This is a genomic window from Zoogloea sp. JDB1 (assembly GCF_056724025.1).
Window position 1 is genome coordinate 799,731 of the sequence record NZ_CM161496.1, and the last position, 14,629, is coordinate 814,359.

At 67.6% G+C, this 14,629-nt stretch carries 12 protein-coding genes; 7 read left to right on the forward strand and 5 right to left on the reverse strand.

Annotated features, from left to right (window positions below):
- The first annotated feature begins 29 nt into the window (after positions 1 to 29).
- Positions 30 to 1,616 (forward strand): glutamate--cysteine ligase, encoded by a 1,587-nt coding sequence (gshA, locus tag AC1PPK_RS03480; RefSeq protein WP_481116463.1) that lies wholly within the window; start codon positions 30 to 32, stop codon positions 1,614 to 1,616.
- 136 nt (positions 1,617 to 1,752) lie between these two features.
- On the opposite strand, the gene AC1PPK_RS03485 is transcribed toward gshA, so the two are convergent.
- The gene (locus AC1PPK_RS03485; protein WP_481116464.1) at positions 1,753 to 4,482 is read right to left on the reverse strand and encodes a M16 family metallopeptidase; all 2,730 of its coding nucleotides are present in this window, start codon (positions 4,480 to 4,482) and stop codon (positions 1,753 to 1,755) included.
- 217 nt (positions 4,483 to 4,699) lie between these two features.
- Between AC1PPK_RS03485 and AC1PPK_RS03490 the strand changes: the two genes are divergently transcribed.
- The 5 genes from AC1PPK_RS03490 to AC1PPK_RS03510 all read left to right on the forward strand — a co-directional run bounded on the left by AC1PPK_RS03490 (position 4,700) and on the right by AC1PPK_RS03510 (position 7,670).
- A complete protein-coding gene (locus tag AC1PPK_RS03490) occupies positions 4,700 to 5,095 on the forward strand; it encodes a c-type cytochrome (RefSeq protein WP_481116465.1) in 396 nt (131 codons plus the stop codon).
- Positions 5,096 to 5,168: 73 nt separating this feature from the next.
- Entirely contained in the window at positions 5,169 to 6,098 is a 930-nt protein-coding gene (locus AC1PPK_RS03495) for a metallophosphoesterase family protein (RefSeq protein ID WP_481116466.1), read from the forward strand.
- Positions 6,095 to 6,469, forward strand: a complete 375-nt coding sequence (locus AC1PPK_RS03500; protein WP_481116467.1) for a cupredoxin domain-containing protein — start codon at positions 6,095 to 6,097, stop codon at positions 6,467 to 6,469. Before AC1PPK_RS03495 ends, AC1PPK_RS03500 begins: the two co-directional genes overlap by 4 nt.
- A gap of 6 nt (positions 6,470 to 6,475) precedes the next feature.
- On the forward strand, positions 6,476 to 7,012 hold the full coding sequence (locus tag AC1PPK_RS03505; protein WP_481116468.1) for a sigma-70 family RNA polymerase sigma factor: 537 nt from the start codon (positions 6,476 to 6,478) through the stop codon (positions 7,010 to 7,012).
- A 1-nt stretch (position 7,013) separates the two neighbouring features.
- The gene (locus AC1PPK_RS03510) at positions 7,014 to 7,670 is read left to right on the forward strand and encodes an anti-sigma factor family protein (protein ID WP_481116469.1); all 657 of its coding nucleotides are present in this window, start codon (positions 7,014 to 7,016) and stop codon (positions 7,668 to 7,670) included.
- Here the strand turns inward: AC1PPK_RS03510 and rtcA are convergent.
- The 4 genes from rtcA to AC1PPK_RS03530 form a co-directional block, all read right to left on the reverse strand.
- Positions 7,667 to 8,704 carry an RNA 3'-terminal phosphate cyclase gene (gene rtcA / locus AC1PPK_RS03515; RefSeq protein WP_481116470.1) on the reverse strand — a complete coding sequence of 346 codons (1,038 nt, stop codon included), beginning with the start codon at positions 8,702 to 8,704 and terminating at the stop codon, positions 7,667 to 7,669. The two genes, AC1PPK_RS03510 and rtcA, sit on opposite strands and share 4 nt — an antisense overlap.
- A gap of 27 nt (positions 8,705 to 8,731) precedes the next feature.
- Positions 8,732 to 9,547 carry a nucleotidyltransferase domain-containing protein gene (locus tag AC1PPK_RS03520; protein ID WP_481116471.1) on the reverse strand — a complete coding sequence of 272 codons (816 nt, stop codon included), beginning with the start codon at positions 9,545 to 9,547 and terminating at the stop codon, positions 8,732 to 8,734.
- Between the two features lie 53 nt (positions 9,548 to 9,600).
- Complete coding sequence (locus AC1PPK_RS03525) at positions 9,601 to 10,827, reverse strand: RtcB family protein (protein WP_481116472.1); 1,227 nt, start codon at positions 10,825 to 10,827, stop codon at positions 9,601 to 9,603.
- Between the two features lie 401 nt (positions 10,828 to 11,228).
- On the reverse strand, positions 11,229 to 12,803 hold the full coding sequence (locus tag AC1PPK_RS03530) for a vWA domain-containing protein (protein WP_481116473.1): 1,575 nt from the start codon (positions 12,801 to 12,803) through the stop codon (positions 11,229 to 11,231).
- A gap of 201 nt (positions 12,804 to 13,004) precedes the next feature.
- Between AC1PPK_RS03530 and rtcR the strand changes: the two genes are divergently transcribed.
- Positions 13,005 to 14,612 (forward strand): RNA repair transcriptional activator RtcR, encoded by a 1,608-nt coding sequence (gene rtcR, locus AC1PPK_RS03535; RefSeq protein WP_481116474.1) that lies wholly within the window; start codon positions 13,005 to 13,007, stop codon positions 14,610 to 14,612.
- Positions 14,613 to 14,629 lie beyond the last annotated feature (17 nt).

The window sequence follows — 14,629 nt, forward strand, 5'->3', positions numbered from 1 at the left end:
AACTGAATCTGTCCCAAGGAATCCGACTTTTGAGCGATCCCCTGCTGCGCCGCTTGGCCCTCTTCGACCGTGCCGACCAGCACGCCCTGCTGCGTCACTGCCGACATGGCGTGGAGCGGGAGAGCCTGCGCGCCGATCCCGCCGGCGACCTGGCGCTGACGCCCCATCCTCCAGCCCTCGGCTCGGCGCTGACCCACACCCAGATCACCACCGACTACTCCGAAGCGCTGCTGGAGTTCATCACCGACGCCCGCGAGGATGCCGCCGACACGCTGGACGAGCTGGACGCCATCCACCGCTTCGTGCAGGCCCACCTCGGCGAAGAGCGGCTGTGGCCCAACTCCATGCCGTGCCGGCTGCCGGACGAAGCCACCATCCCGATCGCCGACTACGGCAGCAGCCACGTCGGCCGCCTCAAGCACGTCTATCGCAAGGGCCTGGCGGTGCGCTACGGCAAGACGATGCAGTGCATCGCCGGCATCCATTACAACTTCTCGCTGCCCGAGGCCCTGTGGCCGCTGCTGCAGCAGGAGGAAGGCGACACGCGCTCCGCGCAGGACTGGCAATCGGCCTGTTACATCGCGCTGATCCGCAACTTCCGCCGCTACAGCTGGCTGCTGCCCTACCTGTTCGGCGCCTCGCCGGCGGTGGGCGCCAGCTTCTTCCGCGGCCAGCCGCACCGCCTCGACACGCTGGACGCCGAGACCCTGTACCTGCCGTGGGCAACCAGCCTGCGCATGAGCGACCTGGGCTACCAGAGCGAGGCCCAGGCCAGCCTGACGCCCTGCTACGACAGCCTGGACAGCTACCTGGAGAGCCTGCGCCGCGCCGTGACCACGCCTTATGCGCCCTACGCTGCGGTCGGCACGCAGCGGGATGGCGAGTGGGTGCAGCTCAACACCAACGTGCTGCAGATCGAGAACGAGTACTACTCGACGATCCGCCCCAAGCGCGTGATCAACAGCGGCGAGCGGCCGCTGCAGGCGCTGGGCGCCCGCGGCGTGCAGTACGTGGAAGTGCGCTGCCTGGACCTCAACCCCTTCCTGCCGCTGGGCATCGACCTTACCGAGACGCGCTTCCTCGACGCCTTCCTGCTGTTCTGCGCGCTGGAGGACGGCCCTGGCCTGATCTCCGGCGAATGCGGCGAATGCACCGGCAACTTCACGCGCAGCGTCAATGAAGGCCGCAAGCCGGGCCTGCAGCTGAAGCGCCACGGCAAGCCCATCGGCCTGCAGGCGTGGGGATTGGAGCTGCTGGAACGCATCGGCGCCTGTGCCGACCGCCTCGACACCGCCTTCGGCCACGACCAGCACCGCCGCGCCCTGGACGCCCAGCGGGCCAAGCTGGAGGACGTGTCGCTGACCCCGTCCGCCCAGGTGCTGCAGAGCCTGCAGGACGACGGGATCAGCCTGTTCGCCTTCGGCCGCCGTCAGGCCGAGCGCCACGCCGAATGGTTCCGCCAGCACCCGCTGGACGCCGCCACGGAAGCCCGTTTCGAACAGGCCGCCCGCGACTCCCTGGCCGCCCAGGCCAGGCTGGAAGCGGAGCAGCAAGGCAGCTTCGAGGACTACATGGCGCACTACCTGGGCGCCATCCACGCCGAGCCCGCCGCTTAAAGCCTCTCAAGGAAACACCGGGCCGCCCCAGGCGACCTCGCCCTCGCGGGGGCGACTGGACGCAGCCCGGCCTTGGGAGTGCTCAGATCGAGCCGCGGCCCCCGGCCGCCAGCTCGACAAACCGGCGATAACGCGCCTACTCGCCGCGGCCGACCGACCACACCAGCGGCGCGCCCTGCAGGTACTTGCGGAACACCGCGGTCACGTCGGCGGCGCCGAGGCGCGCAATCTGCGCGTCGTACTGGGCGATCCACGCGTAATCGTGGCCGTTCTCCAGGCCGGCGGACAACACGCCGACAAAGCCCTTCTCATTGCGCAGCCCGGTCTTGCGCTCCTCCAGCCAGGTGCGCTTGGCGCGTTCCACTTCCTGCTCGCTGAAGCCGTCCTTGAGCGCACGGGCCAGCTCGGCCTTCAGGCTGGTCAGCGCGGCCTCCGCCTGCGGGCTGGCCGCCGAGGCCTGCAGCCGGAAGCTGCTGCGCGGATCGAAGCTACGCCCGGCAAGGCTCACGCCGGCCCCGTAGGCCAGGCCTTCCTTCTCCCTCAGACGCTGCCAGATGCGGCTGTCCGCATCGCCGCCGAGCACCTTGGCGGCAATACGCAGGGCCGGAAAGTCCGGCGAATCGTCGGTGATCGGCAGCAGGGCCTGGCCGACCACCGACGCGTTCGGCTTGGCCGGCATGCTTACGACGATGGGCGCCGTATCGACCTCGGCCGGCGCCGCCTCCTCGCGGACGCGTTCATAGGGCACGAGCGATTTCGGCAGCCTGGCGACCTTGTCCCACACGCCCTGCACGTCGCCCGGCGTGAAGTCCCCGACTGCCGCCAGGCGCAGCCTGGCGATGCCGTGCAGGTCGGCGACGCACTGGCGGGCCTGCTCGTAGGTGGCGGCCCGCACCGCGGCCAGCTGGCGCTCCAGCGACCAGGGCTGGTTGGGATGCTCGTCCGGGTAGTTGTCGAAGCGCAGCGCGGCCTGGCTGGACGCCACGGAGGCCGGGTCCTTCAGCGCGGCCTCCAGACGGGCGATGGACGCCGCCTTCATGCGCTCGAACTCGTTCTGCGGCAGGCTCGGCTTGGCCCACACGGCCAGCAGGATATCCAGCGCGGCCTCGGCGTTCTTGCGCGGCACTTCCAGGGTGATCTCGCCGAGGCCGAGGGACCACTGGGCCTGCAGGGCTTCGAGCCTGGCGTCGAGCTGGTCCCGGTCGAGACCCGCACCGCCGTAGGCCAGCAGGCTGCTGCCGAAGTTGCAGGCCACGCGGCGGCCGGTGAAGGCCTGGGTGTTGCCGTAGTCATTGTTGAGGCTGATCCACGCCAGCGCGCCCTGGGTCTTGCGGGAGATCAGCACGGCCTTGGCCGTCGCGCTGGGCAGCGGCACCACCACGCTGGCCTTGGCGAGTTCGGCCGCGCTGGCGGGGATCGGGTCGCTGGCCTGGGCGAGCACCGGCCAGTTGCCGTTGGCAACCAGTGCCTGCGCCGTCGGCGCGACGGTCCATGCCGGCACCTCCGGCTGGTCGCCGTGGCGCAACAGCACGTCGGCCCGGTTGGTGGGCACCACCCACTTGCGCAGCGCCGCGTTCACCTCGTCCAGCGTCACGTCGCGGGCCATGTCCCGCTGCCAGAAAAACAGCCGCCAGTCGCCGGCCACCTCGGCGCGGGACAGCAGGCTGGCCACGCTCTCGTGGTTGCTGGCCAGGCGTTCGTAGCCGTTCAGCTCGGCCTGGCGGGCGCGCTCCAGCTGCTCGCTGGTGATGCCCTGGCGCGCCGCCGTCTCCAGGTGCTCACGCAGCGCGCGGCCAAGGGCCTCGGCGTCGGCATCCTTGCCGGCCGACGCGCTGCCGACCAGCAGGCTGTAGTCGGGCTGCAACTGGGTGCGGCACTGGGCCGACACTGCCAGCTTGCGCTCCAGCACCAGGTCCTTGCGCAGGCTGCCCCAGTCCTGCGCGCAGATGGCGCTGACGCCCAGATCGAAGGCATACAGACTGCGGTCGCGCATGCCCGGCAGCTTCCAGCCGCTGGCGGCGATGGTGGTGCCGGCGGGCAGGAACAGCTCGCTGCGGTTGATCACGGCGCGCGGCTCCTCCCGCGTCCACGTGGTGGGCTTTGGCCCGGCCGGGTTGCGCGCCTCGGCGAACAGGCGGCTGGCCAGCGCCAGCACCCGCTGCGTGTCGAACTTGCCGGTCACGATCAGCGCCGCGTTGTCCGGCCGGTAATACTTGTCGTGGAAGGCCTGCAGCGCCTCGAAGGGCGCGTCCTCGATGTCGCTGCGCGCGCCGATGGTCGGCCGCCCGTAGCCATGCCAGAAATAGGACTGACGCTGCAGCGCGCGCATCACCACGCTGCCCGGATCCGTGTCGTTGCGCTCCAGCTCGTTGCGCACCACCGTCATCTCGCTGGCCAGGTGGGCCTTGGTGAAACTGGCGCGAATGAAACGGTCCGCCTCCAGGCGCAACACCTCGTCCAGCTTCTCCGGCTCGGCGGCGACCACCTCGAAATAGTTGGTGCGGTCGGTGGACGTCGTGCCGTTCCACGTCGCACCGAGCGCGGTCAAGTCCCGCTTCAGGTCTGCGCGCGGGCCGGCGCTCTTGAACAGCATGTGCTCCAGCAGGTGCGCCATGCCCGTCTCGCCATAGCCCTCCTGTTTGCTGCCGGTCTTCACCAGCAGTTCCACCCGCACGCTCGCCGCCGACGGAAACGGCGCCAGGATGATCTTGAAGCCGTTGGCCAGCCGGTACGACGCAAACCCGCCCGCCTCGGCCTCCGGCTTCGGCACGGCCACCTCGGTTTTCCCCGCGGCCTCCGCGGCGGGCATCAGCATCTGTACGGCCAGAAAGACGGCCAGGGGCAGGCGACGGGGGATCAGGGACATGGTGGTGCGGGGCTCGGAAACGTCATGCAGGGGCGCTGATGATAACGCGCGGGGCTGGGGCGAACCTTGCGCGGAGGGGGCCGTGCTTATGCGAATTTCTGCGATCTTTAGAGCGAACGCGCCCTTCGAAGACAAGCCCGCCATGGGCTCCGGGAATAAATCCGGCCCTCGCCCGGTATTGCAAGGCAGGACATCCCGTTCGAGAAGGGAGCACCCCATGGGGCACGACATTCCGAAATTCACTGTCGTCCTGCGCGCTGGCCTCGCCGGGCTGGGCCTGCTGGGGCTGGGCGCGGCCCTGGCCGCCGGCGACGCGGAGCGAGGCCAGGCGCTGTACAAGGAGCGCTGCTCGGCCTGCCATTCGATCCGTTACAACGGCCAGGGGCCGGCCCACGCCGGCGTGGTGGGGCGCGCCATCGGGCGGGCGCCGGGCTTCGACTACTCCCCGGCGCTGCGCAACGCCCAGGGCGTATGGACCGAAGAGAACCTGGACCGCTGGCTCACCGATCCGGAGCGCTTCCTGCCCGGCCAGCGGATGAATGTGAGCGTGGAGGACGCCCGCGACCGGGCCGACCTCATCGAATTCCTCAAAAGCCAGGGCAAGCGGGAATAAACCACGGCCCGGCACGGTATGCAGTGTATGGAGACGCCCTTCCCGGGCGTCCCGACCCACGGAGAGGACCACCATGAACACCATGGATCGCAGGCGGTTTCTGGAATTGTGCGGGCTCGGCGGCGGCGCGGTATTCGCGTCCGCGCTGGCCGGCTGTTCCGGCATGGGCGCCGCAAAGAACGCGGACGCCGCGGATTTCTATTTCGTCCAGCTGTCGGACGTGCACTGGGGCTTCCGTGGCCCCGAGAACCCCGACCCCACCGGCACGCTGCCGAAGGCCGTGGCGGCGGTAAACGCCCTGCCCCGGCAACCGGATTTCATCGTCTTCACCGGTGACCTGACCCACACCACCGACGACCCGGAGGAACGGCGGCGGCGCATGGCCGAATTCAAGGACGTGGCGGCCGCGCTGAAAGTACCCACCGTGCATTTCATGCCCGGCGAGCACGACGCGTCCCTCGACCGGGGCGCCGCCTTCCAGGAATACTTCGGCGCCACCCACTACACCTTCGACCACAAGGGCATCCACTTCATCGTCCTCGACAACGTGTCGGACCCTGGCGCCCGCGTCGGCAGCGCGCAACTGGAGTGGCTGAAGGCAGACCTGGAGCGGCAGGACAAGGATGCCCCCATCGTGCTGTTCACCCACCGCCCCCTCTTCGATCTGGTGCCCAAGTGGGACTGGGCCACGCGGGACGGCGCCGAGGTGATCGCCGCGCTGATGCCCTACCGCAACCTGACCGTGTTCTACGGCCACATCCACCAGGAACACCACCACCTGACCGGGCACATCGCCCACCACTCGGCCAAGTCCCTGATGTTCCCGCTGCCCGCCCCCGGCTCCCAGGAGAAGCGCACGCCGCTGCCGTGGAACCCGGCGGTGCCTTACCAGGGCCTGGGCTTCCGCGAGGTGGACGCCCAGGCCCTGGGCTTCCGCGAGGTGGACGCCGAGCCCCGCGCGGCCCGCCTGGCGATCCAGGAATTCCCGGTGGTGTCGACATGAAGCGGCGCGACGTCCTGCGCCGCCTGGGGGGCGTGGCCGTGGCGCTGCCGCTGCTGGAACTGGGCGTCGGCCACGTGCGGGCCGCCGAGGGCGAAGGCCGGGTCATCGAGCTGGAGGCGCGGCGCTTCCGCTACACGCCCAACGAGATCCACGCCCGCGCCGGCGAAACCCTGACCCTGGCCATCCGCTCCGTGGATTTCGTGCACGGCTTCAGCATGCCCGAGCTTGGCCTGCGCAGCGATCTGCCGCCGGGCCGGGTGACGCGCATCCGCGTGGCCGATCTGCCTGCCGGGCGATGGACCTTTCTGTGTGACAATTTCTGCGGCGAAGGCCACGAGGAGATGAACGGCATGCTGATCGTGGAAGCCTGACGGGCCATGGCGCACAAGCGGGATTTCGAAGCGCTGGTCCTGCCCCACCTGGACGCGGCCTACAACCTGGCACGCTGGCTGGTGCGGGACGAGCACGTGGCCGACGACATGGTGCAGGACGCCTGCCTGCGGGCCTACCGCTACTTCGACGCCCTGCGCGGCGACGCCGCCAAGCCCTGGCTGCTGGGCATCGTGCGCAACAACTGCTACGCCTGGCTCGAGGAACAGCGCATGAGCGCCCGCTGGGTAGCCCGCGGCGAGGACGACGAGCTGCTGGCCGCCGTGCCGGTGCCGCCGGACAGCCGCGGCGCCACGCCCGAGACCGAGCGGTGGCACGCCTACCGCCGCCAGACTGTGGACGCGGCGATCCGCGCACTGGAGCCGCCCTACCGGGAAGTGATCGTGCTGCGGGAGCTGGAAGACCTCTCCTACGCGGAGATCGCCCAGGTCGCCGCCATTCCCATCGGCACGGTGATGTCCCGCCTGTCACGCGCCCGCGCAGCCCTGCGCACCGCGCTGGCGGATTTGCTTGGAACGGAATGACATGAACGAAGAAGACGCCGACCGGGCCGTGGGCCGCCTGCTGCGGGAACACGCGACCCGCCACCGGGCCGGCGACGCGCTGCAATCCGCCGTGCGCACCGAGATCGCCCTGGAAGCGGCCGGCCAGCGGCGCCAGGCCGCCCCGCCGCCCGCCCGCCACTGGCGCTGGCCCGCCTGGGGCCTCGCCGCCGCCGGTTTCGCCTGCGGCGTGCTGGCCAGCGTGCTCACCCTGCAGCTGCTGCCGCCGGCGGACGGCAACCGCGGGCTGGAGCAGGAACTGGCCAGCAGCCACGTGCGCGCGCTGATGGTCGCCCACCTCACCGACGTTGCCTCCTCCGACCAGCACACCGTCAAACCCTGGTTCCAGGGCAAGCTGGACTACTCACCGCCGGTGAAGGACCTCGCCGGCGACGGCTACCCGCTGATCGGCGGCCGCCTCGACTACGTGGCTGGCCGCCCGGTGGCAGCCCTGGTCTACCGCCGCCACGGCCACCTCATCAACCTCTTCATATGGCCCGCCGACGGCCAGACCGCCCCGACCCTGCACAGCCACCAGGGCTACCAGCTCGCCCACTGGCGCAACGCCGGCATGCAGTTCTGGGCCGTGTCCGACCTCAACGGCGAAGAACTCCAGACCCTGGCCCGGCTGATTCCCTAGGCGAACTTTGCGCTGACTCTCCAGCCGTTTCCGGACGGCACGCTTGAGAATTTCACCGGCAGAAAGCGCTCGATCACTTCGAAGTTGGTCTTCGCGTGGGGCGTCAGGGCCGTGCAGGTGTAGGAAGCCTCGCTGCGACGCTTCCAGACGGCGAGGGCCAGCGGCAGCGCCCATTGATCGGCCAGATACGAACCGCACGCGGCTTCGCTCAGCCGATACGCCCGCACTTGCCGCATCAGGTTGTGCGCGACCTTTTCGGCGCTGACCCCCTTTTCACCAAACTCGGTGAAGACCTCGGTGAGGTTTTCATACGCCAGGGTCGCCAGCAAGGCATTGCCAGGGCCTTCGTGCTGACGGGTGGGTGCCTCGCGCAATTGATCGCCGCTCCAACCGAGGGCTGCTCCCAGGTGCTCGAGTTCGCGCCGGGCGACGGAGCGCGGCAGCGCTGGCGCAAAGCATTCGGCGTAGCCTTCCAGCCTGGCCCCACGGTCATTCAAGTCAAAGGGCTGCAGCGTTTCCTCCGCGGGCCAGATGGTCACCTCGATCTCCCCGCCGCCAGCCGGATAGAAGCCCAAGCGACGCAGGTTCAGCTCGGCATTGGCGCCGAGCCTTCGCATCAGCGGCGCATAGCTGCGCGCCAGGAAGTGAAACGGCGGGGCCATCGGGTTGTGGGTCCCGCCGCCCAGCTTCAGGCGGCTTGGCGCCTCGGCCATCAGCAGGGCCGGCCAGACGGTCTGCAGCACCAGCGTGCAACTGCCTGCGGTGCCGACGTTGAAATGGTAGTCGCCCGCGCGCACCTGACCCGGCGTGAAGCTCAGCGACTGGGCGTTCAGCTCGGCCCCCTGGACGTCAGCGCCGCAGACCTCGGCCGCGGCGTTCACACAGGTCAGGTGTTGCCGCATCAGGCCGGGTTTGGCGCGGCCGGCGCGAATCCGGGTCAGTGCGAAGGGCTGGCCCGTGCACATGGACAGGGCCAGCGCGGTGCGCAGGATTTGTCCGCCGCCTTCGCCGGCAGCGCCATCGATTTCGATCATGTTCTTCCCTCGTCTCTTCTTGTTGTTCTAGGCCTGGGCATCGAAATGCAGTACCGCGTCATGCAGGTATCGGTCGAGCCCTTCCCTGTCCGCCTTCGGCCCCTTATCAGGCCTGTGTGCCATGGCAACGGCCAGCTCGCGCTCGATGAAGGCATGGATACCGACCCAGCGCGGGCTGGTCGCCGACTCTCCGGCGCGCATCTTGACCTCGAGCAGCGCGTTGATCTCGTCGAGCAGGCTTTGGTCCGTCAGCGTCCGACTCGCCAGCTCCGCAAAACGCATCGGCGGAACCCCACGCCCTTCGCGTATCCAGCGGGCGGCCAGCAGCGGGCGCAGGACGTAGAGGTATTTCTTGTAGCGGACACGCTCGCCATACAGATGCTCCCGCAGGTTCTTCCGGGCCATGGACACGTAGTGGTGATAGCCCCGTACCGGCGAAAAGCCCTCTTCGGCGAGCCTCTGCAGACGCTCCACCCAGGCTGTCTCCTGCCGGTAGACAATGGGCGAGCGCAGCCATTCGAGCAGGGTCGGATTGGACTCCCGCAGCAAGTGCAGCGCCTTGCGCAGATCCCAGCCGCTGATGTCCAGCTCACCGCTGATGGGCTGTTCGATGACATCACGGCCGGGCTCGACGGCCAGGTACCAGGGCAACCGATTGACATACACGAAGCGCACGTCGTAATCGCTGTCGGGCGATGCAAAGCCCCAGCCACGGCTGCCCGATTCGCAGGCAAACAACACCTTCACCCGGTGCCGGCGCTCCAGCGCCGCAAGCTCTTCGAGCACGGTGGCCCGCATCTCGTCCGAGACCGGATGCGCGCTCAGAACAGTCTCTTCTTGCATGCTCTCCCCAATGCCTTCCTTTGCGCGGGTGAGAGCACTGCGCCCTCACCCGATCAACCTTTCACGCACACCACCTGCTTCAAGGTGTGCACCACTTCGACCAGATCCTTCTGCGCCGCCATGACAGCATCGATATCCTTGTAGGCCATCGGGATTTCGTCAATGACATTGACGTCCTTGCGGCACTCGACGCCGGCTGTCGCCCTGATCTGGTCCTCGACGGTGAACGTCTTCTTGGCCTTGGTACGGCTCATCACGCGGCCGGCACCGTGGCTGCAGCTCTCGAAGCTCTCCGGGTTGCCCAGGCCGCGCACGATGTAGCTGCGCGCGCCCATGCTGCCCGGGATGATGCCCAGCTCGCCGCGCTTGGCACTCACCGCGCCCTTGCGGGTCACGAACACGTCCTGCCCGAAATGGCGCTCCTGTTGCACGTAGTTGTGGTGGCAATTCACCGCCTCCACGTGCGACTCGAAGGGCTTGTGGATGACCTTGCGCACCGTGGCGATCAGGTTGGCCATCATCACCTCACGGTTGCGCGCCGCGAATTTCTGCGCCCACGACACACCCCGCACGTAGTCATCGAAGTGCTGGGCGCCTTCCTCGAAGTAGGCCAGGTCCTTGTCGGGCAGGTTGCGCTGATGGCGCTCGGCGTCCTTCTTGGCCAGTTCGATGAAGTGCGTACCGATGGCGTTACCCACGCCGCGCGAGCCCGAATGCAGCATGAACCAGACGAAACCCGCTTCGTCGAGACAGACCTCGATGAAGTGGTTGCCCGTTCCCAGGGTTCCCAGGTGCTTGCGGTTGTTCGTGTTCTTCAGGCGCGGGTGCAGTTCGCACAGGGCGTCGAACTCGTCGGCCAAGGTGGCCCAGACCTGGTCCACCGCCACCGGCGGGTTCTCCCAGCTGCCGGGGTCGCGGCCGCGGTGCCGGGGTACGGAACCGTGCGGCACCGCCTGCTCGATGGCCGAGCGCAGCGGTCCCAGGTTGTCCGGCAGGTCCTCAGCACGCAGCGTGGTCTTGGCGGCCATCATGCCGCAGCCGATATCCACCCCCACCGCCGCCGGGATGATGGCCTTGAGCGTCGGGATCACCGAACCGACGGTGGCTCCGATGCCCAGATGCACATCCGGCATGGCCGCGATGTGCTTGAACACGATGGGCAGACGCGCCGCGTTGGCCAACTGCTGCCGTGCTTCGTCCTCAATCGGGACGCCCTTGGTCCACAGCTTGACCGGCACACCGCCGGCGACTTCTTCCAGGTTGTAGTTCTGGTCTGACATGTTCTTCTTCTCCATGAAGGGAGCGGTGACAAGGCTTGAAAGAAACAGGCGATGCCATGTTGCGACAAGGATTGGTGAAACATCGTGCTCTACCACTGAGCTACGGCCCCCCTGATCTGGAGCCGGCGGGATTCGAACCCGCGACACCGAGCGTTACATGCTGTAGTTCCGCCTGCATTCGCAACAAGACATCTCAAAAGCGCGCGACAAGAGTCGGCAAGACAATGCCAGGCCGGTCTCCCGGCTGGGGATTCGAACCCCGCGGCTCCCGATGTAGTCCTGCCAGCATTCGCGCATGACCCGCCAGCCCCCGTGACGACAAACAGTTGGTGAGACTCCGTTTTGGATGTAGAGCCGCACCGCATTCGTCCGGGACGCTTGTTACTCGTTTGATCGTGGCCCTACTGCGCGGCCAACGACACGTTCTCGATCTCGCCGACCCAATGCCCGGCGTCCATCTTGCCGGCGGCGAAGTTCGCCAGCATGGCGAACACCGCATCCGAGAAGCCGCCGACATTCAGGATGTCGTGACGCTCGGCCGCCTGCGTGGTCGCCGTCGGCTGGATGTCGATGCACACCAGGCGCGCCTCCGGGTTGCGGCGCTTCAGCACTTCCCACTCGCGCAGGGTCTGCGTCGCGCCGCGCCGGCGGGCATCGACCCAGGACTCGTTGTCCGAGACCAGGATCACCAGATCCACCGACGCACGCTCGCGGTTCAGCAGCGCCAGCGGCGCACTGCAGCTGGTCCCACCGCCCCCAATCCTGGCCAGGGCCTGCGCATTGGTCATGACCGAATCCCGTGCATTCAGCGACAGCTTCACCACATCCTGCTCGAACGGCAGCACCCGGGCCGACGGATTCCTGCGGAGCACTGCCGCCGCCACCAGCGCGGCCACATCGATGCAGCGGACGCAGGAGCTTGCCGAACCGCGCTGGCCGGTCACGGCCGAACTCATCGAACCCGACACGTCCGGGCACACCACCACCCGCCCCTGCAGGCTGGGCACGTTGGCCAGCGAAAGCTCCAACGCATCCTGCAGCGCATCGCGGACCACGGCGGGCAGGGCCTCGCCAGCGGCCTTGAAGGCCGCCAGCAACTGGTACGGCATCACCCGCGACCTTGCCACCGCCTGTGCGTCGCTCAACCTGGCGGCGACCGCCTCGGCCATGCCGGGAAGATCGAACACACCGTGCCGGGCAAAGGTGTTCAGGTTCTGACGCACCATCTGCCACGAGCCCGAGCGGGCGATCTGCGCCCATTGAGTCGGCCCCAAGGCCAGAGCCGTCAGCATCTGGAACGGCACATCCGGCACGTCGGCGAGGACACCCTGCGCGCTTTCGCGCTTAAAGCGCTCGAAGGCCTGGGTGATGGGCGGCAGCGCCGCTTCATCGACCGGCTTGCCGATCAACCATGCGAACCAGGCCGCCCGCCAGGCCTCGGCCGGCTTGGGGTGAACCATCCTGACCACGTCGGCCAGCGAAGGCGTATTACCCACGGCAGCGTTCAACAACTGCTTCTCGGTGGCCGTCAGCAGCCAGTGCTGCACCAGCTTCTTCGGGCGGGTTCCCAGCGACTTGCGCCCCACGGCCCCGCTGCGCAGGATCTGCACGAAGTTGCGCAGCATCTTGCCGTTGTCCACCACGCGGGAGAACACCTGGCTCAGCAGTGCGACGTCGCGCACGGCCAGGCTGGCCGCCAGCAGGGCCGGCATGTCCTTCATGTGGCCGGACTCGCGGGCGTAGATCGCAGTTCTCGCGACGAAGGACGCATCCACTTCCCGGACCAGCGCCATCACCCGGTCGAGCTGGTCTTCCCCGTTGGCATAGAAGGTCGGGCTCAGGCATCCGGTGGCAGCGAGCTGTGCCAGTTGATGCCGGGCACTGAAGGCGTAGGCCGGTGCCTGCTCGGCGTTGCACGCCGTCGCAGAGGGCGGCAAGGCTCCCTTGAATGTCTGGAAAAGCTGCGTGTTGACCATGGCGTTCCCCTCTATGCATTCAACCCGTTGTTCATGCTCTCTTCTTTGCAATGGGTGTGCCAGCACTTCTGAATTCTGGATAAATAAATCACAAGACACTGATCTAAAAGCGAATAAATCCAACAAAACAAAAGACCAGATGGCTTTCAAAATTCTAGATGGCTATACATGCGCTAGAATTTTGACTAGCTATTTATACGAATGAATATGGCCAAGAAGAACGTCGTGATCGGATTCATGGGCACCCAGCTGGACTCGGGCCTGGGGGCCGGTCGGTGGGAGAAGTGGCGCCCGACGATCTCCCTCGTTCAGCACGAGGACACGCTGATCGACCGGATGGAGTTGTTCTACGCGACGAAGTACGAGGCGCTGGCCCAGACCCTGGTGCGCGACATTGCCAACGCATCGCCCGACACCGTCGTGAACCTGGTGCGCATGGACCTTGCCGACCCCTGGGACTTCGGCGAGATGTATGCGGCCCTCTACGACTGGGCGCGGAGCTACCGCTTCGACCCGGCCCACGAGCAATATTGGGCGCACATCACCACCGGCACGCACGTGGCACAGATCTGCATGTTCCTGATGGTGGAGTCGCGCTTCATTCCGGGCGTACTGCTGCAGACCGCGCCGCCCAGGAAGCAGGGGCCCGGAAATCCGGGCAGCTACACGCTGATCGACCTGGATCTCTCCCGCTACGACGTGCTGGCCCAACGCTTCAGCCAGGCGCATACGGAAGCCCTGGCGTTTCTGAAGAGCGGCATCCCCACCCGCAACAAGCGCTTCAATGCGCTCATCGAAGAGATCGAGCGCGTCGCGGTGCGCTCCCGGGCGCCCATCCTGCTGACCGGTCCCACCGGAGCCGGCAAGTCGCACCTCGCGCGGCGCATGTTCGAGCTCAAGAAGTCACGGCACCAGGTACAGGGGGACTTCGTTGAAGTGAATTGCGCCACGCTGCGCGGCGACGGTGCGGCGTCGACACTGTTCGGCCACAAAAAGGGCGCGTTCACCGGCGCGACCGCCGACCGCGCCGGCCTGCTGCGCACGGCCCACCAGGGCGTGCTGTTTCTCGACGAGATCGGGGAGCTGGGGCTGGACGAACAAGCCATGCTGCTCAAAGCCGTAGAGGAAAAGCGCTTCCTGCCGGTGGGCAGCGACCGCGAGGTCAGCAGCGACTTCCAGCTGATCACGGGCACCAACCGGGACCTGCGCATCGACGTGGCCCAGGGCCGCTTCCGCGAAGACCTGTTCGCGCGCATCAACCTATGGACCTACACGCTGCCGGGCCTGGCCCAGCGCCCCGAGGACATCGAACCCAACATCGACCACCTGCTCACGCAAGCGGCCAGCGACGCCGGCCGCGCCGTTCGATTCAACACCGAAGCCAAGGCACGCTACCTCCGCTTCGCCCGATCAGCGGAAGCCCCCTGGCGCGGCAACTTCCGCGACCTCTCGGCCAGCGTGACGCGCATGGCGACACTGGCCGACGGGGGTCGGATTTCAACAGGATTGGTCGATGCCGAAATCCAGCGGCTCCAGTGGCAATGGCAATCGGCAGAAGCACGGCAGATGCGCGATGGGGACCTCGATGCACGGCTGCCGGCAGAGGTCGCCAGCAGACTGGACCTCTTCGACCGCCTGCAACTCGAAGCCGTCATCCGTATCTGCCAGGAATCGCAAACACTTTCCGACGCCGGCCGCCGGCTCTTCGACCAATCACGCAACCAGCGCGCCGTGGTCAACGACGCCGACCGCCTACGCAAGTACCTGCTCAAGTTCGGGCTGACGTGGGATGTGGTAAGCCGGCAATAGGGGTTTTGGCGCAGGGT